This window comes from Natronococcus jeotgali DSM 18795, from assembly GCF_000337695.1.
GTDB classification, from domain to species: Archaea; Halobacteriota; Halobacteria; order Halobacteriales; family Natrialbaceae; genus Natronococcus; species Natronococcus jeotgali.
The window spans coordinates 42,744-64,650 of record NZ_AOIA01000151.1 but is presented as its reverse complement, the minus strand read 5'-3'; the positions used below and the strand labels follow the sequence as shown (position 1 = coordinate 64,650).

At 66.9% G+C, this 21,907-nt stretch carries 16 protein-coding genes, 1 tRNA gene and 1 pseudogene; 5 read left to right on the top strand and 13 right to left on the bottom strand.

Annotated features, from left to right (window positions below):
* Window position 1: 1 nt before the first annotated feature.
* Both C492_RS17640 and C492_RS17635 read right to left on the bottom strand, forming a co-directional pair.
* Window positions 2-865, bottom strand: a complete 864-nt coding sequence (locus C492_RS17640; protein WP_049893164.1) for an electron transfer flavoprotein subunit beta/FixA family protein — start codon at window positions 863-865, stop codon at window positions 2-4.
* Between the two features lie 255 nt (window positions 866-1,120).
* Entirely contained in the window at window positions 1,121-1,984 is an 864-nt protein-coding gene (locus tag C492_RS17635; protein ID WP_008426116.1) for a polymer-forming cytoskeletal protein, read from the bottom strand.
* Between the two features lie 124 nt (window positions 1,985-2,108).
* Between C492_RS17635 and C492_RS17630 the strand changes: the two genes are divergently transcribed.
* Window positions 2,109-2,312 carry a DUF5800 family protein gene (locus C492_RS17630; RefSeq protein ID WP_008426114.1) on the top strand — a complete coding sequence of 68 codons (204 nt, stop codon included), beginning with the start codon at window positions 2,109-2,111 and terminating at the stop codon, window positions 2,310-2,312.
* Between the two features lie 62 nt (window positions 2,313-2,374).
* Here the strand turns inward: C492_RS17630 and C492_RS17625 are convergent, their stop codons facing one another.
* Window positions 2,375-2,923 carry a DUF7097 family protein gene (locus C492_RS17625; RefSeq protein WP_008426112.1) on the bottom strand — a complete coding sequence of 183 codons (549 nt, stop codon included), beginning with the start codon at window positions 2,921-2,923 and terminating at the stop codon, window positions 2,375-2,377.
* Window positions 2,924-3,026: 103 nt separating this feature from the next.
* Between C492_RS17625 and C492_RS17620 the strand changes: the two genes are divergently transcribed.
* Together C492_RS17620 and C492_RS17615 are read left to right on the top strand one after the other, a co-directional pair.
* Window positions 3,027-3,380: a DUF192 domain-containing protein gene (locus C492_RS17620; RefSeq protein WP_008426110.1), complete on the top strand. Its 354-nt coding sequence runs from the start codon at window positions 3,027-3,029 to the stop codon at window positions 3,378-3,380.
* Between the two features lie 184 nt (window positions 3,381-3,564).
* Entirely contained in the window at window positions 3,565-5,091 is a 1,527-nt protein-coding gene (locus C492_RS17615; RefSeq protein WP_083898870.1) for a (R)-citramalate synthase, read from the top strand.
* Window positions 5,092-5,130: 39 nt separating this feature from the next.
* On the opposite strand, the gene C492_RS17610 is transcribed toward C492_RS17615, so the two are convergent.
* From C492_RS17610 to C492_RS17585, 6 genes are all read right to left on the bottom strand, one after another.
* On the bottom strand, window positions 5,131-5,328 hold the full coding sequence (locus tag C492_RS17610) for a hypothetical protein (protein ID WP_008426106.1): 198 nt from the start codon (window positions 5,326-5,328) through the stop codon (window positions 5,131-5,133).
* Between the two features lie 76 nt (window positions 5,329-5,404).
* A complete protein-coding gene (locus C492_RS17605) occupies window positions 5,405-6,817 on the bottom strand; it encodes a 4Fe-4S ferredoxin N-terminal domain-containing protein (RefSeq protein ID WP_008426104.1) in 1,413 nt (470 codons plus the stop codon).
* 285 nt (window positions 6,818-7,102) lie between these two features.
* A complete protein-coding gene (gene sugE / locus C492_RS17600; RefSeq protein ID WP_008426101.1) occupies window positions 7,103-7,426 on the bottom strand; it encodes a quaternary ammonium compound efflux SMR transporter SugE in 324 nt (107 codons plus the stop codon).
* 316 nt (window positions 7,427-7,742) lie between these two features.
* Complete coding sequence (locus C492_RS17595) at window positions 7,743-9,929, bottom strand: LUD domain-containing protein (protein ID WP_008426098.1); 2,187 nt, start codon at window positions 9,927-9,929, stop codon at window positions 7,743-7,745.
* Window positions 9,930-10,436: a LutC/YkgG family protein gene (locus C492_RS17590; RefSeq protein ID WP_008426096.1), complete on the bottom strand. Its 507-nt coding sequence runs from the start codon at window positions 10,434-10,436 to the stop codon at window positions 9,930-9,932.
* 457 nt (window positions 10,437-10,893) lie between these two features.
* A tRNA-Ser gene (locus tag C492_RS17585) sits at window positions 10,894-10,978 on the bottom strand.
* Between the two features lie 426 nt (window positions 10,979-11,404).
* Here C492_RS17585 and C492_RS17580 point away from each other — a divergent pair.
* Window positions 11,405-12,454, top strand: a complete 1,050-nt coding sequence (locus tag C492_RS17580) for an RNA-guided endonuclease TnpB family protein (protein WP_049893163.1) — start codon at window positions 11,405-11,407, stop codon at window positions 12,452-12,454.
* Window positions 12,455-12,751: 297 nt separating this feature from the next.
* Here C492_RS17580 and ppc read toward each other — a convergent pair whose 3' ends face one another.
* The 4 genes from ppc to C492_RS17560 form a co-directional block, all read right to left on the bottom strand.
* Window positions 12,752-15,442, bottom strand: coding sequence for a phosphoenolpyruvate carboxylase (ppc, locus tag C492_RS17575; RefSeq protein WP_008426093.1), 2,691 nt, complete (start codon window positions 15,440-15,442; stop codon window positions 12,752-12,754).
* Between the two features lie 252 nt (window positions 15,443-15,694).
* Window positions 15,695-16,675, bottom strand: a complete 981-nt coding sequence (locus C492_RS17570) for an electron transfer flavoprotein subunit alpha/FixB family protein (RefSeq protein ID WP_008426091.1) — start codon at window positions 16,673-16,675, stop codon at window positions 15,695-15,697.
* Window positions 16,672-17,439, bottom strand: a complete 768-nt coding sequence (locus tag C492_RS17565; RefSeq protein ID WP_008426090.1) for an electron transfer flavoprotein subunit beta/FixA family protein — start codon at window positions 17,437-17,439, stop codon at window positions 16,672-16,674. Before C492_RS17565 ends, C492_RS17570 begins: the two co-directional genes overlap by 4 nt.
* 2 nt (window positions 17,440-17,441) lie before the next feature.
* Window positions 17,442-19,973: a GcvT family protein gene (locus C492_RS17560; protein WP_008426088.1), complete on the bottom strand. Its 2,532-nt coding sequence runs from the start codon at window positions 19,971-19,973 to the stop codon at window positions 17,442-17,444.
* A 284-nt stretch (window positions 19,974-20,257) separates the two neighbouring features.
* On the opposite strand from C492_RS17560, the pseudogene C492_RS17555 reads away from it, so the two are divergent.
* Window positions 20,258-21,902, top strand: a pseudogene (locus C492_RS17555) (formate--tetrahydrofolate ligase).
* The last annotated feature ends 5 nt before the right edge of the window (window positions 21,903-21,907 follow it).

Here is a 21,907-nt window from a genome sequence, read left to right as displayed (position 1 = left end):
GTCAGTCACCTCCCGCGAACGGTTGTAGTTCCTCGAGGACGGGCTCCATCGCCGCGCCGTCGTCGGGATCGATCATCGTCGCCTCCCGCTCGGAGGGCGCCTTCGGGATCGGGTCGACCGAGGAGACGATCGTCGGCGAGCCGTCGAGCCCGATGTAGTCGGGATCGAGGTTCAAGTCGACGTGATCCCACGTCGTCAGGTGCTCGTCGTGGTCGGCGGCCCGTTCCTGGGTTTCGGCCCGAAGCTCCTTGTGGGTCAGCCGGTGGGCGGCCTTCCGATAGGTCGGTTCGAACTCCGGATCGGTGACGACCATGCAGGGCAGGGGCGCCTCGACGGTCTCGATCTCGTCGACGTCGCCCTCGACGAGGCGCTTCGCCCGCAGTCGGCGCTCGTCCGGGTCGATGTCGAGCGCAATGACGTGGGTGACGATCGGCCACTCGAGCGCCCAGCAGGTCTGGGGTCCGGTCTGGCCGGTCTCCCCGTCGGCGGTCTTGAAGCCCGCGAAGACGAGGTCGACGTCGGCGACCTCCTCGCGGTACTTCTCGACCCCCGAACTGACGGTGATCGCCGTCGCCCAGGTGTCGGAGGCGGCGAGCTCCCGGTCGGAGAGCAGATAGGTATCGTCGGCGTACACCGACTCCATCGCCTCCCGCAGGACGTCGCCGTACCCGGGCGGCCCCATGCTCATCGCGCTGACGTGGCCGCCGTGGCGCACCCGCGTCTGGAGGGCCGCCTCGAGCGCGAACGCGTCGTTGGGGTTCATCACCGTCGGCGTCTTCCCCCGCTCGAGGTGGCCGTCCTCGTCGAAGGAGACTGCACCCTCCGAGAAGTCCGGCACACCCTTCGTCAACACGATCGATCGCACGATCTCACCCCTCTTTGGTAGTTGCTCACGCGAACCATACTCGAGTGGTTCTAACGGAGCTGACACTATTAAGGATGCGGGTGAAAATCGCCGTGAGAGAGAACGATCGGGTGCGCGATCGATACGCGGGGCACGGATGGCCGAGCGGGCCGAAAACCGTCGGGACGGTTCGACTCGCCGCCCCAGGCGACCGAGTCGATCTCGCTCGGACGAGCCGGCGGTCGAGAACGCATCCGTACGGCCCGGGAACGCGTCCTACTCGAGGTCGCGCTCGGTCGTCCGCATCGTGATCTCGCCGTCGGCGCGGATCGAGCCGTCGACCTCGGCGCCGGGGCCGAGGTCGAGGTCGCTACAGGAGACGTCGCCGAGGACTCGAGCCCCGGGCTCGACGGTGACGTCGCCGCTGCGGGTCGTCAGATCGCCGTGGATGCGGGTCCCCTCGCCGACCGAGACGTCCTCGCGGGCCCGCAGACTGCCGAAGACGTTGCAGTCCTCGCCGACGTCGATCGACTCGGCGCGGATGTTGCCGTGGAGCCGACAGCCGTCGCCGATCGTCGCGGGCGTCGAGACCCGCCAGGCGTCGTCGCTCACCGTCGCGTTGCGGGGGACGATCAGCGGTTTGGCGGTCGGCTCCTCCTCGTCCTCGTCCTCGTCGACGAACTCGGAGACGAGCCGCTGGGCGGCGTCTTCCTCGCCGATCAACAGGAGCTGTTTGAGATAGACAAAGAGGAAGACGATCGTCGGCATCGGGTTCCGGATGACGATCCAGCCGTTGGCCTCGAACCCCTCGTCGATCTCGACGTCGTCGCCGATGTCTAAGTCGCCGGCGACTTTCATCTCGCCGCCGATGTGGACGCGTTCGCCGATGTAGGCGTCCTGGCCGACCAGGACGTTTTCGGCGACGTCACACCACATGTCGAGCCGACAGTCGCCCTCGGCCTCGATGTCCCCGCCGAACTCGACGCTCTCGCCCGCGAGGACGTTCCGGCCGCGGACGCCGAACTCGACGGACGAGCGGGCGCCGACCAGCACGTCCCCGTCGGTCTCGAGGGCGACCTCCTTGGCTTCGGTCCCGTCGGGAACGACGAGTTCGTCGAGCGGATCTCTGCGAAACGCCACGTTCGCAACCAATGTGAGCGCCGGCTAATAAACCTCGCGCGATTCGACGGCGGGCGCGGCGACGGTCGTCGACCGCGCGAGCACAGCCGTCCGGTTTTTATCGGGGGATCGCCTACGGTCGGCCATGACGACGCTTGCGTTCGACGACGAGGGTGTCGATGTCGTGTACGAAGGGACCGAGTTCCGCCTCGAGCGCGAACTCATCGAGGAGGCCACGGAGAAGTCCTACTACGACGTGACCGACCACGAGGTACTCAAAATCGTCGCCGACCAGCCGAACCTGCAGGGCGAGCCCCGACGGGTCGGCGACATCCTCCCGAAGAACTGACGCGTCCGACGGCTACGCGTCTCGGATCCTCGCGGAGTCCGCGTCCCGGTCGGCAGCGACGGCTACGCGTCGTCCCCGTAGCGGGTCGCCGCGGACTCGAACCCCAGCTCCGTTCGCTCGCGGCTGCGTCGGCCCTCGAGCTCGGCGATCGCCTGCGGCTCTGGTGCAACGTCGTCGGTGATCCGGGCCCACGAGTTGTGGACCTTCGAGTGACACCACCGACAGAGGTAGACCGTGATCTCGTGGGAGAGCTCGTCGCTCTCCTCGCTCGCCGACTCGTTCCCGTCGGCGTACGAGAGGTGGTGTTCCTCGAGCAGTGGGCGCTCGTCGTCGTGAGCGAGCCGTTTCTCCTCGAGACCGCAGCGCACACACTCCCGATCGCGGTTTCGCGACCGGAAGTGCGGGCAGTCGGCCGGCGTCTCCTCGCGGTCGGGATCGTGGACGGGACAGGCGTACTCCTCGGCCGCCCGCTCGCGGGCGAACTCCGGGTCGTCGTCGGACCGTTCGAAGGCGTACCGACACCGTCCGTCGTCGGTACAGCGGTCGCAGACGCCGGCGAACGCGTAGGGGTCGTCGACGCCGACGGACGTTCCTCGCGGCGTTTTCTCCATCGCCGTCCCGTTGGCGAGCGCGACGTTTCAACCCCTCGCCCATTCGAACTCACCGCTCGAGTTCCGCGGGAAGCTTTTCCCGTCTCGGCGGGCACTCGAGGGCGTGCAACTGCGCCACTACCCGAAATCCGGCGTCGCCCGCCGACTGGCCGCGACCGTGGAGACGGCCGACTCCGCGCTGGCTCAGCTCCGGGGACTCACCTTCCGCCGTTCGCTGCCCGAGGGGTACGCGCTCGCCTTCCGGTTCGGGTCGGCGCGGCCCCGCGACGTCCACATGTTGTTCGTGTTCGTGCCGCTGGACGTGATCTGGGTCGAAGAGGGCGTCGTACGGCGCGTCGAGCGCCTGCGGCCCTGGCGGGGGATCGCCCGCGAGCGGGCCGACCTGCTGCTCGAGCTACCCGCGGGGGCGGCCGACGGCGTCGAACCCGGCGACGAGCTGGTTCTCGAGCGGACGTAACCTTTCCACCTCGAGCGCGTTCGGCCGCAGAAGATGCCGACACCGGCGAGGTTAAGTCGCCCCGTCGGAATAGGTCGGGATACGATGGCACGAGATTCGTTCTCAACGCCGGAGTCCGAGGATAGAGGAAGTCGGGGCAACCCGGCTGGGCGCGAAATTCCAGGGCCGAGATAGCCCTTCCTTCGTGACTACGACTCCGGAGCAGACGATCGCAGCCGACCGTACAGTGCGCCTTCTCGATACGACGCTTCGCGACGGCGAACAAGCCCCGGGTGTCTCCCTGTCGCCCGACGAGAAGGTCGAGATCGCCCGCGGGCTCGAGCGAGCCGGCGTCGCCGTCATCGAGGCCGGCAGCGCCTGTACGGGCGCGGGCGAGCGACAGGCGATCTCGCGGGTGACCGACCTCGATCTCGACGCTCGCGTGACGAGCTTCTGTCGCGGGATGAAAGGCGACGTCGACCTCGCGCTCGAGTGCGACGTCGACGGCGTCCATATCGTCGTCCCCGCCAGCGACCGCCACGTCGAGGGGAAGGTCGGCACCTCCCGCGAGGACAACCTCGCGAAGACCGCGGAGCTCGTCGAGTACGCCACCGACCACGACCTCTGGGTCGAGGTCATCGGCGAGGACGGCTCCCGGGCCGACCTGGACTACCTCGAGGAGCTGATGGGCGCCGCCCTCGAGGCCGGCGCCGACCGAACCTGCTTCGCCGACACCGTCGGCCACACCGGTCCCGAGCGTACCGCCGAGGCAGTCTCCCGGCTCGCCGAACTGGGTCCCGTCAGCGCCCACACCCACGACGATCTGGGACTGGGCGTCGCGAACGCGGTCTCGGCGGTGTCGGCTGGCGCCGATCTGGTCCATTGCACCGTCAACGGGCTCGGCGAACGGGCCGGCAACGTCGCCCTGGAGGAGGTCGCGATCGCGCTCGAGCACGTCTACGGCGTCGAGACGGTCGAACTCGAGGAGCTGTACGACCTCGCACAGCGCGTTTCGCGGGCGACGGGCGTGCCGCTGGCGCCGAACAAGGCCGTCATCGGCGAGAACGCCTTCACCCACGAGAGCGGGATCCACACCGACGGTACCCTCAAGGACGACAAGATGTACGAGCCCTACGCGCCCGAGACGGTCGGACGCGAGCGACGGCTCGCGCTTGGCAAGCACACGGGCCGGGCCGGCGTGGCGGCGACCCTCGAGGAACACGCGGTCGAGGCCGACCCCGACGAGGTCGCCGAGATCGCGACCCGCGTCACCGAGCTCGGCGACCGGGGTCGCCGCGTTACGGACGCCGACCTGCTCGCCATCGCCGAGGACGTCACGGGCGACGACCGCGAGCGGGTCGTCGAACTGCTGGATCTGAACGCCACCAGCGGCGGCGCCGTCCCCACCGCGAGCATTCGCCTCGAGGTCGAGGGCGAGGAACGGGTCGCCAGCGGCACCGGCTCCGGACCCGTCGACGCCGCCGTCTCCGCGGTTCGGGAGGCGCTCGGGTCGATGGCCGACGCCGAACTCGAGTCCTACCACGTCGACGCCGTTACCGGCGGGACCGACGCCGTCGTCACCGTCGAGGTGACGATGGTCCGAAACGACCGCTCGGTGACCGTCGCCCGGAGCGAGGCCGACATCACGCGCGCGAGCGTCGAGGCGATGGTCGACGCGCTCGATCGGTTGCTCGGGCGGGACGCGCAGCCGCTCGCGCCCGCTGACGACTGACTCCGGTTCCGATTTTCCGGCTCCGTTCCGATCCGGGGCTCAGTGAAACGGCTGTCGATCGAGCACGCCCCAGGGGTCGAACAGGTAGATGCCCGCGAGAAAGAGCGCGAGGACGACGACGAACAGCCGGGCCGCCGCACCGACCGAGATCGACGAGATCGGAAACAGCGTCGACGCGATCAGCGCCGCGACGCCGATCCAGAGCGTCCCGACGACGAGTCGCTGACGGAGCTCCATACCGGGCGATCGCGCTCGAGCGGTATGAAGGTAGGTTATCTCGATCGCACCGGAGACCGCGAGGGGCCGTCGTCGCTCACAGCGACAGGTCGGAGCCGCCGAACGTCCCGTCGTCGAGGGCGTCTTTGCGGACGTCGAGCTGGCCGACGTCCTCGTAGGCGACCGGCCCCGGGACCTGCTCGGCTTCCGGTCCGGGCTCGTTGCCGATGTAGAGGACGTTCGGATCGGTGTTGTAGTCCTCGAGGAGCTTGAACGTCGACTCGGCGTCCCCGTACTCGCCCCGCAGGAGCTGCTCGGCCTCGTCCTCGGTCAGTCCGTCGCCGCCCTCCTCCTCGGCGGGCTCCTGGTCGCCCTCGAGGACCGCGATCGCCTCCTGGAGCTCCTCGTCGTCCGGATCGGCCTCGAGTGCGCGTGCGAGGGGAACGTTCTCGGCGTAGCGCTGGGGATCGCTCTCGGGGTCGTTCATGTCGCCGAACTGGATGGCGCCCGGCGGGCAGGCGTCCTCGCAGGCCGTGCGACCGACGAACTCCTCGCCCCGGTTGCCGTCCTGGCGGGCCGGGTCGAAGATGCACTTCTCCATCACCCCGCGCGGTCCGCGGCCGCTGACCCAGCGCCCGCGCTCGTCGTACATCATGTCCTCCCCGAGATCCTCCGATGGAGCGTCGACCTCGGGTTCCGACCACTGGAAGTAGTTGACCCCGTAGGGACAGGCGACCTGGCAGTACCGACAGCCGATGCAGACGTCGTAGTCGGTGAGCACGAGCCCGCCCTCCTCGCGGGTGTGACGGGCCGTGGTCGGACAGACCTTCTCACAGGGGGCGTCCGTGCAGTGCTGACAGGGGCGGATCAGCATGTTGAAATCGCGCGTGTCCTCGAAGTCGTCGGTATCGGGCGACTCGACGGTGCCGTCGTCGTACGCGAGGATGTACATCCAGTTCGCCCCCTCGTTCCAGTTGTGCTCCTGGTTGCACGCGACCACGCAGGAGAGACACCCGTCGCAGACTTCGAGATCCAGGGTCATCCCCCACTGGGTTCCCTCCTCGTCCTCGGCTTCCTCCTCCGCCACGGCCGGGGCGGGATCGGGCTCGTCGCCGCCCTCGGCGGTCCCCCACGCGCCCAGGCCGACCGCAGCCGCACCGACGCCCATCTTCTTCATGGTCTCGCGGCGCGATCCCGTTCCGTCGCCCGCGAAGCGCTCGAGCATCCCCCCGAGCGTCCCCTTCGCCTCCCCCATCGCGTTCTCGTAGGCCTCCTTGGTCGGGCGCTCGTCCTCGCCGAACTCCGCGAGGACGTCCTCGTGGTACCGTTCGTGGAACTCGGCCTCCGAGAGCTCCCCCTTGGTGACCCGCAGGGCGTCCTCGGCCATCGCCATCCCGAGATCCGCGTCGTAGTCGGTTTCCTCGAGCATGGCCCGGTACTCCTCCTCGGCGGCCTCCCCGAAGGGGTGAAACGGCTCGTCCTCGGGACCGCCCTCCTCGTCTGCGGTCATCGCGCCCGCTCACCCCGTCTCGCCGTCGGGACCGTACTGTGCTGTGACACCATGTCGGTTCGGGACTCCCTCCCATAGCTGCGGGAATAAAGCGGTTCCCTGCGAGAGATGGGTACTCATACCACGGGAAAAGAGCTCTAGAACGGACGAACGGTCACGGCTCCGTTCGAACGGGGGTCGGCGCGAGCGGCGGACTCGAGATCGTGGAACGCCGAGCGGGAGCGCGGAACCGCGCGAGAACGTATCGGCCCCGAAATTCGGCGCACAGACTGCGCCGGCAACGGGTCAGTGGCCGCCGGACGCGAGGTGGAGACCGACGATACCGACGACGATCACGCCGATACACGCCACCCGAGCGAGCGTCGCCGGTTCGTCGAACAGGACGATCCCGAGCGACGCGGTTCCGACGGCACCGACGCCCGTCCACACTGCGTAGGCCGTGCCCACGGGGAGGTCCTTGACGGCCTGTGCCAGCAGAACCATACTGATAACGAGGGAAACGACGGTTCCGAGCGTGGGCCACGGTTTCGTGAGTCCGTCGGAGTACTCGAGTCCGACCGCCCAGCCGATTTCGAACAGTCCGGCGAGCAACAGGAGATACCACGACATTTCACTCTCCGTCTTCCGACTCGACCGGGCTATAGTTTCGGTTCTCCGCCGATCCGCGGCGGATCGGGTGTCGAGTATTCGCTGCCCGATGTCCGCCACAAGTCCGTCCAGAGTCGGGCCGACGACGCACGGCCGATCCGGACGGACCGACGACGATTCCCGAACCGATCGGCCGGGATGGGGCGGTCGCCGCGAGAGTCGCGCCTTCGAGCGGGGTCCGACCGGCGGAACGACCACCGCACACCGATGCCGCCCGCGAGCAGTTCGTGCCCGACTCGCCAGGGCACCAGCGCGCTCGCGCCGGCGCCGATTCCGACTACCGCGTATCGAGTAGCCGCACCGGATGTGCGGGTCGACGCGCGAGCAGCGCGTCGAGTTGCTCGAGACAGGACGTGCCGCTGGCGACGACGGTGCGGTCCGCGGTGTTCTCCGTCGTGAACTGATCGACGAGCGCTTCGCCGACGTCCACGCTGAGTTCGTAGTACTCGGACTTGTACCCGAAGCTCCCGGCCATCCCACAGCACTCCACGTCCGAGGTCGTGACGTCGAACCCGCAGTCCTCGAGAACCGCGACCGTATAGGGCTCGAGATCGAGCGTGCGCTGCTGGCAGTGGCTGTGGTAGGCGATCCGCGTGTCATCCCCCTCGGGGAGCGCGTCGAGGTCTGCGCCGTTTTCCAGCAGACCGTAGACGTACTCCATGACCTCGTAACTGCGGTCTTTCAGCGCGGCGTATTCGTCCTCGGGGAGGAGTCGCTCGTACTCCCGGTGGAACATCGCGAGGTCCGATGGCTCCACGACGACGACGTCGTGGCCCGCGGCGACGGCGGGTGCGAGGGAATCGTAGACGTCTTCGGCGTTGGACTGGGCGGTCGCCACCATCCCCTGTGAGAGCGGTGCACGCCCGCTCTCGCCGGCAGCCGGGACGTCGACGCGGACGTCGAGCGCCTCGAGGACGCGGACGGCGGCCTTCCCGCGCTCGGTGCGCACGTAGTTCGTGTACGCGTCGGGATAGAGCGCGACCTGACGGCGCGCCTCCTCGGGATCCACTCGCGGTCCACGGTTCTCGAACCACTCGACGAGGGATTCGCGCTCGAACGCCGGGAGTTCGCGTCGGCTATCGACGCCGAGAGTCCGCTCCAGCAGGGAGCGGGCGGGCCCGGTCTGTGCGACCCAGTTCGAGAGCGGTGCGAACGTCGACCCGAGTTTCGCCAGCGTATCGAAGTTTCCGAACAGGCGCTTTTGCAGGTCGACTCCGCCGGGTTCCTCGTCGGGTGTGAGCCCGTCTACGAGGAAGTCGAGATCCCCGTCCGTGCCGCGGTTGATGCGGTCGCGGACGACGGTGTTGATCCACGGGATGTCGATCTTCACCGGACACTGATTCACGCACCGACTGCACCCCGTACAGAGGTCGTTGAACTCCGCGGCGCTGTCGGCGCCGTGGACGCCGGCTTCCCAGCCGGTAGCGATACCGCCCGAGTACGTCTCGCCGCCGAAGGCGTGGCCGCCGACGTGCTGGAAGTTCGCACACGAGTTCGCGCACGCGGAACACCGGATGCAGTACAGCGTCTCCCGGAGTTGGTCGTCCTCGCGCATCTCCATGCGGCCGTTGTCGATGAGCACGAGGTGGAATTCGCGATCGTCGCCGGAGCCGAGTTCACCGTCCCCATCGAAGGTCGGCGAATCGCCGGGCGGCGTGAAAAGCGAAACGTAAGAGGTGATGTCCTGTCCGGTCCCCGACCGACCGATGAGTTCGACGAACGGTTGCAGGTCCTCGACGCGGGGCACGAGCTTTTCCACGCCCGCGACCGCGATGTGGGTGTCCGTCGCCTGCACGCACTTACGAGCGTTGCCCTCGCTCGTAACCAACGCGAGCGTGCCGGTGTCCGCTGTGACGAAGTTCGCCCCGGTCATGCCAACGTCGGCGTCCGCGATCTTCTCACCGAGATGCTCGCGGGCGAACTGCGTCAGTTCCTGGGCGGTCTCGAGGGGTTTCTCCGGATCGAAATACGCGTTGAACAGCTCCGCGATCTCCTCGCGGGACTTGTGAATGGCCGGTGCGACGATGTGCGAGGGCGCCTCGTCGGCGACCTGCAACACGAATTCGGCGAGGTCGGTCTCCCAGACGTCCGACCCGCTGGCCTCCAGGGATTCGTTTACCTCGATCTCCTCGCTTGTCATCGACTTCGACTTCACGACGTCGCGGCCGTCGGCGACCTCCGTTACATATCGGTTCGCGTCGGCGGCGTCGTCAGCGACGTAGACGGTGCCGCCGTTAGCTTCGATCGTTTCGGTAACCCGATCGACGAGTTCGGGGAGGCGTTCGATGGCATCCTCTTTGATGGCGCGGGCTTCGTCTTTGAGCGCCTCGTAGTCCTCGAGATCCGCGGTGGACTCGTAACGGCCGTTGTTGAAGACCTGCGTGTTCTTGTGGACGCTGTCGCCTTCGGTTTCGAGAAGGTGGCGGATGCGTTCGGCTTTCCGCTGGCGGGTATCGACGCTCATCTATCTGTCCTCCAGGAGAACGACGGTGACTTCCACCGGACCGTGCGCACCTTTTACGAGCGCGCCCATGTCCGCCGTAGCGCTCGGTCCGGTTGCGATGATGGCTTGCCCGGTGCCGCTACGAATATCCTCGGCGAGCCGATCGAACGTCGCGTCCATGTCCGGGAGAACGTCGCTGCCGGCGACGACGGCGACGTGTTCGTCGGCGTAGAGGCTCGCCGGCTCCTCGCCGTCGGGGCCGCCTTGGATAATCACGGACCCGTAGTCTGCGATACCGTATCCGGCGGCGGTGACGCCGGTTTTAGCGGCCTCGAGTTTCTCTACTCCCGGATCTGTTTCTACGGCGTCCGGTAGAGAGACGTTCTCGAACGGGAGCGAAGCGCCGACTGCGGGTGCGTCGAGAAGCGGCGTCAGCGCGGACTCGAACTGATCCGCACTCGTCCGGACGAGTTCGACCCCGACTTCGTCGAGAGACGATTCGAAGGTCGCGATTGGCTCGGCTGACATAGCACAACAGTTTCTGAAACAGTCTAATGGGTGTTTCCCTCCATGTACTTTTCCGAATTCACAGATCACTAATACTAGTCGATATCGATGAACATTCGAGAGCTCCGACCGGCGGCGTTTTGGAGATCCGTCTATTCGATACTGATTGACGACGACACCCGCTATTGGTCGGCTCCTGTTGCTCGGCTCCGTCGACGCGACGCAACCGGCACGTGGTTCCCAGGAGAGCGATCGAACGGGGAGAACGCGTTTTCGACGGCCTCGCGACGAGTGGTTCGCACCGCTACGCGGCGCTCACCGGTTTGGTACTGCAAAAGCGCCGAGAGGGAGATCTGAACCACGGTCGTTCCGCTCGCTGCGCTCGCTTCGCTCCCTGATTCAAATCCCGTCGTCGGTTTCCGCTCACGGGTGTCGAGCACACGCTACGCGGTGCTCGACGACGTAGTTCGCGGAAAAGCGCCGAGAGGGAGATTTGAACTCCCGAGTCCGTGAGGACAGCAGATTTCGAATCTGCCGCCTTGGCCGGGCTAGGCTATCTCGGCTCACCTCAACCTACCGCGGTGACGTTTTTATCGGTTTCGAATCGCCGTTCCGTCTGGGAACCGGTCCCGCACTGCCGCGACGACCCGACACGAGGCGTTACACTCGAGCCTTCGAGGCCGACGACGGACGGTACCCACGAACCGCGCGGGAGGATCTCACATGAATGCGAGGAGGAAACCCACGACTGTAGTCGTGGGAGGAATCCGACAGTCCCTCTGACCCCCATCGCCGATAGCACGGCTGGTTTCGCCACCGCGATCATTAAGTATCAACAGATCAATGTCTTGGTTACAGGAGGAACAGGCGCAATGCCACGGCCTAAAGGCCGTGGATACGCGCCGTCACTAAGTGACGCAACCAACAGACGATAGCACGGCCTGATATTCCAACAGATTCTTAAGAAAGAATATATAATTACAATTGTAATAGTCACGGTGACTGTCACCGCGAAGTTCCACAACCCATCCCTCTCACGGCGCAAAGAGTGGCAACGCGCGACTCGACTCTACCGTGATACCAAGCAATTCTGCATCGACGGATGGGAGAACGGCGACTTCGGCAAGTCCGTGACCACGGCCAGTATCGACAACGACCTCTATTCGGCCATCCAGAACCAAGCCATCCGAGAGGCGAAATCCGACCACAACAATGATGGAGAGGTTCGCTACCGAGAGAGTCAACCGTTCGCCGTCAACAATCAGAACTGGGAAATCGACACGACCGAGAACGGGACGGTCGTCGTCGGCTTCCCGTGCGTCTCGCAATGGTGGTACACCCCGATAGAGGTGTATGACGATATTGCCGACCCCGTAGACCGACTGGTCGAAGGTGACGCAAAGAAAACACGGCTACAGGTGTACCGCCGTGGCGACGACTGGTTCTGTACGTTCAACATCGAATACGACGCCGATACATCTGGTGAGACGCCCATCGGTGTCGATATTGGTAAACGGCATATTCTTGCCGTGACCGCCTACGACGAAGACGAGTCGATGCTGGTATCAGGTGGTAAGGCGAAGTATGTTCGACGCAAATATCGTTCCCTACGCGATTCGCTTTCACAAGCGGGTGCGCTTCGCGCACGAAACCGTGTGGGTGACAAAGAACAGCGTCGAATTACGGACTTGAACCACAAACTCTCCCGTCGCCTCATCACGTTCGCGGAACAGTTCGAGAATCCAGTCATCCGGATGGAAGACCTCGAAGGTATCCGCGAGAACAGTTCGTGGTCGGGCATCCACTCGTGGCATTTCCACCAACTCCAACAGTTCATCACGTACAAAGCCGAACGCGCTGGTATCCGCGTCGAGAAGGGTGACCCACACTATACCAGTCAGCGATGTTCGGCGTGTGGTTCGATGGGAACCCGTGATGGTGACCACTTTTCATGTTTGGAGTGCAGTCGGGGACGCCATGCTGACCTGAACGCTTCGGAAAATATCGCACAACGGGAGGGTGAACCATGCACGGCGTAGCAGTTCGGCTGACGCGAACCGTGCTACCTCGCGGGCTGAAGAACCCGCCGTCTTTGGCGCTCGCTGTATGCGGGGAGGAAGGCCCCATTGACAGGGCTACACGCGCTGAAAAGTACGTCCATGGTCACAACTGGACGACGACCGTCGAAGGGTCACGCGAAAGCGTACTTGAACCCCGAGGAAACGCGCAACCTGAATATCCACTTCGTGGATTCCCGCGTTACCGAGACGCGACGCGTCTCGTTCGCACACCAGAACGCTCCGCGTTCTGGGGACGTCTTTAGGCGCGGGAGGATGTCAACCCGTATTCTTCATCCCCGCGGCGATCCCCTTCACCGTCAGTCGCAGGGTTCGCTCCTCGATGTCGGTGCGGTGGGTGCGACCGAGCAGGTAGACCTGCAGCAGGTTCAGCGGATCGACGTAGGGGTTCCGTCGCTCGAGGTTCTCGCCGAGCCAGTCGCGGGTGTGAAGCTCTTCGCGCTGGCCGATGGTCTTGACGAGCTTCGCGGCCCGCTCGTACTCCTCGCTGACCCGCGGGAAGAACCGCTCGCGGAGGTCGGCGTCGGCCATCCCCGCGTAGGTCTCGGCGATCTCGAGTTCGGTCCGGGACAGCGAGAGCGCGGCGTTGTCCAGCGTCGTCCGGAAGAACGACCACTGTTCGTACATCTCCTGGAGGGTTTCCGTCGAGCCGCCGTCCTCGAGGTAGGCGTCGATCCCGCTGGCCAGGGCGTACCAGCCCGGCAGGATACACCGCGACTGGGTCCAGGAGAACACCCACGGGATCGCCCGCAGGTCCTCGACGGTGCGCTCGCCCGACCGCGAGGCGGGCCGGGAGCCCAGATCGAGGTCCTCGATGACGGTGATCGGCGTCGCCTGTTCGAAGTACCGGACGAACCCCTCGCTCTCGAGCAGATCGCGGTACTCCCGACGGGCGGCGTCGGCCATCGTCTCCATCGCCTCGACCCACTCCTCGTCGACGTCTTCCTCCGGCTGGTCCTCGGCGTAGAGTCGAGCCCGGAGCTGGGCGTTCAGCATCTGCTCGATGTTGCGCTCGGCGATGCGGGGGTTGCCGTACTTCTCGGCGATCGCCTCGCCCTGCTCGGTGAACTTCACCTGGCCCGTGACGGTGGAGTTCGGCAAGGCGAGCAGCGCCTGGTTCATCGGGCCGCCGCCCCGCGAGATCGAGCCGCCGCGGCCGTGGAACAGCCGCATCGTCACGTCGTGGTCGTCGCAGATCTCGCCCAGCCGGCGCTGGTTCTTGTACAGCGACCAGTTCGCCGCGAGGAAGCCGTTCTCCTTGTTCGAATCGGAGTACCCCAGCATGATCTCCTGGGTGTCGTCGCGGGCAGCGAGCGCCTGCGCGTAGGCCTCGTTCTCGAACAGCGTCCCCATGATCCGGCGGGCCCCCGAGAGGGCGTACTCGGTCTCGAGCAGCGGGACGATGTCGATCCCGCAGTGCTCGGGCAGGGAGACGACGTCGGCCTGGTCGGCGAGGAACAGCACCTCGAGGACGTGGCTTGGCTCCTCGGTCATCGAGATCGCGTAGGTGTCGATCGCCTCGACGCCGTACTCGGTCTGCCAGTCGCCGAGCTCGTCGAACAGCGTCAGCACGCGGGCCGAATCCTCCGAGAGTCCCTCGGTGTCGGTGAGGTCGATCACGGGCTCGTCCTGGAGGACCGCGTCGGTCAGGAGTTCGACGCGTTCGTCCTCGCTCAGGCCGTGGTAGTCGATCCCCTCCCGCTCTAGCGCCGCGGCGATGGCGTCGGTGTGTTTCTGCTGGTGGTCCCGCAGGTCCATGCTCGCCAGCGAGAAGCCGAAGGTGGCGACCTGGCGACGGATCGGATCGACGTGGGCGTCGACGACGCTCTCGGCGCCGTTGTTCCGCAGGCTCTTGGCGACGACCTCGAGGTCCTCGAGGAGCTCGTCGACCTCGTCGTAGCCGCCGGGGCGGACGTCGCCGACCCGCGCCAGGCGCTCGCGCATCAGCTTGAGCTTCTGGCGGTAGGGCTCGCCCGGGTAGCGGTTCTCGGCGGTGCGGGCGCTGCCGGGCAGCAGCTCCCGGTCGTCCTCGAGTCCGGCCTCGAACTCCGGGCCGACGTCGATCCGGCTGCCGTCCTGGCTCAGCACGCCCGAGAGGCGCTTGAGCTGGGTACGGTACTGCTCTAAGACGACCTCCCGCTGGCGCTCGAGGGTGTTCGCGGTCACCTCCGGGGTGACGTAGGGGTTGCCGTCCCGGTCGCTGCCGGCCCACGAGCGGAACTCGAACAGCTTCGGAATCTCGAGGCTGTGGCCGACCTCCTCGTCGATGGCGTCCGCGAGCTCGTCGTAGACCTCGCCGACGACGTCGAACAGCGTGTTCTCGAGGTACCACTGGACGTTGCGGGCCTCGTCGGCGACCTCCGGCTGGCGCTTGCGGACCTGGGGGGTCTGCCAGAGGCTCGTCACCTCGGCGTCGACGTCCCGCCAGACCTGGTCCCGTTCCTTGTCGGTCAGCAGTCGCTCGTCGAGGGTCTCGAGGTGGGTCGCGATCGTTCGCAGCTTCGATTTGACCGTCTTGCGCCGGGCCTCCGTCGGGTGGGCGGTGAACGTCGGCTCGATCAGGACGTCCTCGAGGACCTGCTGGACCGTCTCGACGTCGGTCTCGGCGAGTTCGGCCGCGGCCGTTTCGAGGCTGTCCTCGAGGGTCCCCTCCTGGGAGCCGGTTCGGATCGAGCGCACGCGCTCGCGCTCCTCGGCGAGGTTGATGAGCTCGAAGTACGTCGTGAAGGCCCTGGCGACGACCCGCTGCTGGTGGGGCGAGAGGTTGTTGAGCTCCGTCGCGAGCGGATCGCGGGACTCGAGCTCGCCCGATCGGTAATCGATCGCCGTCGTCCGGCAGGACTCGACGGTCTCGAACGCCCGCCGCGAGGTCTGGTCCTCGAGGACGTCGCCGAGGAGCGCGCCCAGCTCGCGGACGTCCTGGCGGACCGTTCTGTTATGCAGTGTCATACGACCCCGTACGCACTACGGATTAAAAAGGTCCGTACAGCCCCGAAGCCTTGCCTCACACATCTTTTTCCCTGATAGTCCGGACACGATTCCGACCCGACGATCGACCTCCGGGGCTCGTCGGTCGCCCCCTTTGCTCCGCCCACGACCGAGAACCGTTGGGTTTCGTACGGGTTGCGGATCGGACGGAGGACTCGCGACGCGAACCGAGCGTCGGTCCCCGGCGACCGTCCGTCCGCTCGACGCGGACGGTCAGTCGGCCTCCCGGAGCGCGTCGTTCAGCGCCGGTACGACCTCGTGGAGGTCGCCGATCACGGCCCAGTCGGCCTTCTGGATGATCGCCGCCTCGGGATCCGTGTTGATCGCGAGCAGCGAATCCGCGCCCTTGCAGCCGACCATATGCTGGACCGCACCGCTGATTCCGCAGGCGATGTAGATGTCCGGACTGATTTTCGCGCCCGTCTGACCGACCTGATCGTCGTGGGGACGCCACCCCTCGTTGACCGCAGCCCGGGAGGCGCCGACGGTTCCGCCCAGCAGTTCCGCCAGCTCCTCGAGCTGGTCGTAGTCCGCGGCGCTGCCGACGCCCCGACCCCCGCCGACGACGACCCGGGCCTCGCCCAGTGAGATCCCTTCCTCGTCGCCCGCTTCGACGCGGTCGACCCGGACCGCGAGGTCGTCGTCCTCGAGGTCGGGTTCGAACGCGGAGACGGTCGCCTCGACCGCGGATGCCGCGGGTTCGCTCGAGAACTCGTGTTCGGCCGCCGTCAGCAGCTTTCGGTTACCCTCGAGGCGGGCGTGCTCGATCAGGCTCCCGCCCCAGCGGTTCCGCCGGAGCTCGTAGGCGCCGTCGTCGGCGACCTCGACCCCGAGACAGTCCGTCGCCAGCGGCGCGTCGAGTTTCGTGCCGACCCGTGCGAGGACGTCGCGCCCGCGGTCGGTCCCGGGACCCGTGATCGCCGTCGCCCCGCAGTCGTCGGCGAGCTGGGCGACGCTCTCCGCCCAGGCGTCGGGCGCGTAGGTCTCTCCCTCGAGGCGGTCGTGAGCGACGCAGTGGACCGCCTCGACGCCGTGCTCGCCGAGGGCCTCGCCCAGCGCGTCGGCCTCGTCGCCGACGGCGACGACCTCGAGCGAGTCACCCTCGGCGGTCGCCAGCTCGCGGGCCATCGCGACTCCCTCGAGCGAGAGTTCCTCGGGCGTTCCCTCGTCGTGTTCGACGAGCGCGAGGATCATACGACCTCCTCCTCGGCGAGGGTCTCGACGATTTCGGGCACCGCTTCCGGCCCCTCGCCCAGGATCTCCGCGGGCGAGTCGTCGGTCTCGGGCGCCTCGAGTCGGACCTTCTCGAGTCCGCCAGCCCTCGTCTCGGCCCGGGGCTCCATGCTCTCGGTGTCCTGCTGGCGGGCCTGCATCTTGGCCCGCATCGAGGCGTACCGGGGCTCGTTGAGCCCTTCCTTGACGGTCACGACGGCTGGCAGGTCGAGTTCGTAGACCTCCTCGCCGCCGGGGACCTCGCGTCTCGCGATCGCGGTTCCGTCCTCGATCTCGAGGTCCTTGATCCCGGTGACGCAGGGGTAGCCGAGTTCGCTCGCGACGCGGACGCCGACCTGGTAGTTGGCCGCGTCGGCCGACTCGTTGCCGAACAACAGCAGGTCGAACCCCTCGTCGTCGGCGAGCCGATCGATTCCGTCCGCGAGCGCGTCGGCGGTCGCCCGCGGGGACCACTCCTCGCCGTCGGTCTCGAGCAGCGTCGCCTCGTCGGCCTGCATGGCCAGTCCCGTCCGGAGTTGTTCGTCCGCCTCGGATGGGCCGAGGGTGAGCAGGTGAGCGGAGCCGCCGTGGGTCTCGACCTGCGCGACGGCCTCCTCGATCGCACACTCCTCGTGGGGGCTCATCGTAAAGCCCAGTCCGCTCGCGTCGATCCGTTGCTCGTCCTCGGTGAGGACGATCCTGGCGCCCGTGTTCGGAACGCGTTTGAGACAGGCGAGTACCCTCATGGTTAGCTCCGGATGCGGTCGTTCTCGGGGTCGAACAGCGGCTCGCTGCCGGCGACCTCGACCTCGACGGGGTACCGTTGGCCCATGTACTCGACCGCGAGCTCGCGGCCCTCCTCGGCGTACTCCGGCGGGAGATAGGCCATCAGGAGGTGTTTACCGATTGTCGGGCCCGTCCCGGCACTGGTGACGGAGGACTCCCGGCCCTCCTCGTCGACGATCACCTCGCCGTCGTCGTCCAGCACGGGCTCGCCGCCGAGCATGAACCGGGGCTCGCCGCCCTCGGGGGCGTGGTCGCTCACCGACAGCGTACACAGCGTCGCCGTGTCCTCGGTCTCGAGCGCCTCCTCGTACGCTTCCTTCCCGACGAAGTCCGCGTCCTTGACCCCGTGGAACGAGAGGCCGGCCTCCGAGGGGTCGTACTCGAGTTCGAGCTCGTGGCCGTGCAGGCGGTACCCCTTCTCCATGCGGCCCGTGGTGCCGTAGACGCCCATCCCGACCGGGCGAATATCGTGGTCCGCGCCGGCGTCCTCGATCACCTCCCAGAGCCGTCGGCCCTGGCCCATCGGCGCGTAGAGCTCCCAGCCGCGCTCGCCGACGTAGGAGAGTCGCATCGCCCAGGCGTCGACCTCGCCGACGGTGAGCTCCCGGGCGGTGTAGGGCGGGAACGCCTCGTGGGAGACGTCCTCCTCGGCGACCGACTCGAGGACCTCGCGAGCGTTCGGCCCCCAGACGCCGAGCGTACACAGCGACTCGGAGTTGTCGATCATCGTGACGTCGGCGTCCTCGGGGACGTGGCTCCCGAACCAGGCCCGATCGGAGCCGGCGGCGGCTCCGCCCGTGATCAGCCGGAAGTGGTCGGGGCCGAGCCGGGCGATCGTCAGGTCCGAGACGAAGCCGCCGTTTTCCGCCAGAATCGGCGTGTACACCGTCTTCCCGACGTCGACGTCGATCCGGCCGACGGCCATCCCCTCGAGGAACTCGCGGGCGTCTGCACCCACGAAATCGAAGATGCCGAAGCCCATGTCGCCGACCATCGCCACGTTGTCGCGCATGTGGAGGTGTTCGGCCAGGATTATCGGGGACCACCACCGCGAGTCCCACTCGTTGGGCCGTCTCAGCCCCTCGAGGTCCTCGTCGTAGCGCTCGAGGAGGTCCTCGTTGGACTCGTACCACTGGGGTCGCTCCCAGCCCGCGGCCTCGAAGAAGCGGGCGTCGAGGTCGTCCTGGCGGTCGTAGAACGGACTCGTGCGCAGCGGGCGGGAGCTCTGCCACTGCTCGTGGGGGTGGACGATGCCGTAGATCTTCTGGAACCCCTCGTCTGCGCGGTTCTTGACGAACTGTCTGGAGGTGCCGTACTCGTAGAAGCGGTTGACGTTCGAGCCGTGGAGGTCGATGTCCGACCAGCCCCGAGTCATCCACTGGGCGACGGCCTCGCCGACGGCGGGGGCCTCCTTGATCCAGACCGCGGCGCAGGACCACAGCCCCTCGACGTCCTGTAGCGGACCCAGTAGGGGCGCGCCGTCGGGGGTCACCGACAGCAGCCCGTCGATCTCGTGGCGGACGCCGGCCTCGGGATCGTCCAGCAGGTCGGGCACCATCTCGAGGGCGTCGTGCATCGACTGTTCGAACGCGTCGTCGGTCAGGGGCGGCTGGGTCGGCGACAGCGGCGCCTCGTCGATCGAGGGGATCTCCTCGACGTCCCAGAGGATCGGGCGGTGCTGGTAGGAGCCGACCTCGAGGTCGTTGCCGTGCTGGCGCTCGTACATCTGGGTGTCCATATCCCGGACGACGGGGAAGGAGATCTCGCCCTCGTAGTCCTCGAAAAAGGAGATCGGGCCGACGCTGACCATCTGGTGGACCGCCGGCGTCAGCGGGATCTCGACGCCGGCCATCGCGGCGATCTTCGGGCTCCACAGGCCGCAGGCGATCGCGACCTCGTCGGCCTCGACGGTTCCCCGATCGGTCTCGACCGCGCTGATCGCGCCGTCCTCGAGGTGGAGGTCAAGCACCGTCGTGTTCGGCGACACCGTCAGCCCGCCGTCGGTGTACTCGTCGGCGCGGGCCCGCATCACCTCGCCGGCACGCAGCGGGTCGCAGGTTCCCGCACCCGGGCTGTAGAACCCGCCCCTGATCAGGTCGGTGTTGACGTAGGGAACCATCTCCTCGACCTCCTCGACCGAGAGCATGCGTCCGGGCTCGCCCCAGGCCTTCGCGGACTGGACGCGCCGCCGGAGTTCTTCCATGCGCTCCTCGGTCCGGGCCACCTCGATCCCGCCGCTGTTGGTGAAGGTGTCCATGTCCTCGTACTGTTCGATGCTCCGGCGGGTGAGGTGGGTCATCTCCTTGGAGTGCTCGACCGGCATCAGGAAGTTCGACGCGTGACCCGTCGAACCGCCGGGATCCGGCAACGGTCCCTTGTCGAGCAACAGGATATCCTCCCGGCCCTGCTCAGCGAGGTGGTACGCGAGGCTGTTGCCGACGATCCCCGCCCCGATGATCACGGTGCCCGCGCTCGAGGGGAACGCGTCGCTCATCCGCGTTCGCCTCCCTCGAGACCGTCCCTCCGCTTTCCGTTCGAACACCGGCTACCCGGTTCTTGCATGTTGTTATCTCCCATACTTCTTCCAGTTTCGTGTCAACGATACCCAGGGTATTAAATTCCCGTAGTAGACGCGATCATGGCGAGTTACGGGCGAACGAGTTCGGCTCGTACCCCCGTGGTAATACGGTCGAACGGGATTCGGGGACGGACCTCGTCGTATCCGGAACACTAGAGGTGAGCTAACACTTATCACCGTTTCGGGAAAACAGACGCTAGATGACGGGTTCGAATCAGGACGGGGCGATTCCGACCGACTACGAGATCGCACAGGACGCCGAGAAGCGTCCGATCGCCGACGTCGTCGAGCCGTTCGGGCTCGCGGCCGACGACCTCGAGCCGATCGGCGACTACAAGGCGAAGGTCTCCTTCGACGCGATCGAGCGCCTGCGGAGCGAGCACTCCGAGGACGGGAAGCTGATCCTCGTCACCGGGATGACGCCGACGCCGCTGGGCGAGGGGAAGACGGTGACGACGGTCGGGCTCGGCCAGGCGTTCAACCGGATCGATCGGGACGCGCTGGTCGCGATCCGGGAGCCGTCGCTGGGACCGGTCTTCGGCGTGAAAGGCGGCGCCGCGGGCGGGGGCTACTCCCAGGTGCTCCCGATGGAGGACATCAACCTCCACTTCACGGGTGATCTGCACGCGCTCACCTCGGCGCACAACTTGATCTCGACGATGCTCGACAACCACATCAAGCAGGGCAACGAGCTCGATATCGCGGTCAACTGGGTGAACTGGCCCCGCGCGATCGACATGAACGACCGGGTCCTCCGGGAGACGGTGGTCGGCCTGGGCGGCGAGGTCACCGGGGTTCCGCGCGAGGACGGGTTCATCCTGACGGCGGCCTCCGAGATGATGGCGGTACTCTGTCTCGCCGACAGCCTCGAGGATCTCAAGGCCCGCATCGGTCGGATCGTCGTCGCCTACGCCGAGGACGGCGAGCCGGTCACGGTCGACGACATCGGCGCGACCGACGCGGCCGCGATCCTGCTGAAGGACGCGCTCAAGCCAAACGTCGTCCAGACGCTCGAGGGGACGCCCGCGTTCGTTCACGGCGGCCCGTTCGCCAACATCGCCCACGGCACCAACTCGCTGATCGCCGACGAGGTCGCGGCCCACCTCTCGGAGTACCTCGTCACCGAGGCCGGCTTCGGCTCCGATCTGGGCGCCGAGAAGTTCATGAACATCGTCTGTCGGTTCGGCGAGATGGAGCCCGACGCGGTCACGCTCGTCGCGTCGGTGCGGGCGCTGAAGTACCACGGCCAGGACATGTGGCCGCCGAACCTCGACGAGTTGGAAGGCGAGGACGTCGCGGCCGTCGAGCGCGGCCTCGAGAACCTCGACAAACACGCCGAGAACCTCCGGAAGTTCGGCGTCCCCGTCGTCGTCGCGCTCAATCGGTTCCCCGACGACACCGACGCCGAGGTCGAGGCGGTCCTCGAGCACTGCCGGGAGGAGCTCGACGTGCGGGCCGCCGAATCGACGGTGTTCAGCGACGGTGGCGAGGGCGGGGTCGACCCTGTCTCTTATACACATCTCTGATGGCGCAGGGNNAGATGTGTATAAGAGACAGGAGTACCACAGCGACGCCCAGAGCGACATCGAACGGCTCACCGAACACGGGTTCGACGACGTGCCGATCTGCATGTCCAAGACGTTCCACTCGCTGAGCGACGACGCGAGCCGCAAGGGCGTCCCCGAGGACTGGACCCTCGAGGTCAACGAGGTCTACCCCTCCGCGGGCGCGGGCTTTCTCGTCGTGTTGACCGCCGACGTCCTCACCCTGCCCGGACTTCCCGAGGAGCCGGCGGCCGCGAACATGGAGCTGCGGCCGGACGGGAGCATCGACGGGCTGTTCTGAGCCCG

Coding starts and splice junctions, on each gene's coding strand:
- C492_RS17630 (WP_008426114.1), top strand. CDS start 2,109: ATGACGACGCTTGCGTTCGACGACGAGGGTGTCGATGTCGTGTACGAA.
- C492_RS17625 (WP_008426112.1), bottom strand. CDS start 2,923: ATGGAGAAAACGCCGCGAGGAACGTCCGTCGGCGTCGACGACCCCTAC.
- C492_RS17610 (WP_008426106.1), bottom strand. CDS start 5,328: ATGGAGCTCCGTCAGCGACTCGTCGTCGGGACGCTCTGGATCGGCGTC.
- C492_RS17605 (WP_008426104.1), bottom strand. CDS start 6,817: ATGACCGCAGACGAGGAGGGCGGTCCCGAGGACGAGCCGTTTCACCCC.
- sugE (WP_008426101.1), bottom strand. CDS start 7,426: ATGTCGTGGTATCTCCTGTTGCTCGCCGGACTGTTCGAAATCGGCTGG.
- C492_RS17595 (WP_008426098.1), bottom strand. CDS start 9,929: ATGAGCGTCGATACCCGCCAGCGGAAAGCCGAACGCATCCGCCACCTT.
- C492_RS17590 (WP_008426096.1), bottom strand. CDS start 10,436: ATGTCAGCCGAGCCAATCGCGACCTTCGAATCGTCTCTCGACGAAGTC.
- ppc (WP_008426093.1), bottom strand. CDS start 15,442: ATGACACTGCATAACAGAACGGTCCGCCAGGACGTCCGCGAGCTGGGC.
- C492_RS17570 (WP_008426091.1), bottom strand. CDS start 16,675: ATGATCCTCGCGCTCGTCGAACACGACGAGGGAACGCCCGAGGAACTC.
- C492_RS17565 (WP_008426090.1), bottom strand. CDS start 17,439: ATGAGGGTACTCGCCTGTCTCAAACGCGTTCCGAACACGGGCGCCAGG.
- C492_RS17560 (WP_008426088.1), bottom strand. CDS start 19,973: ATGAGCGACGCGTTCCCCTCGAGCGCGGGCACCGTGATCATCGGGGCG.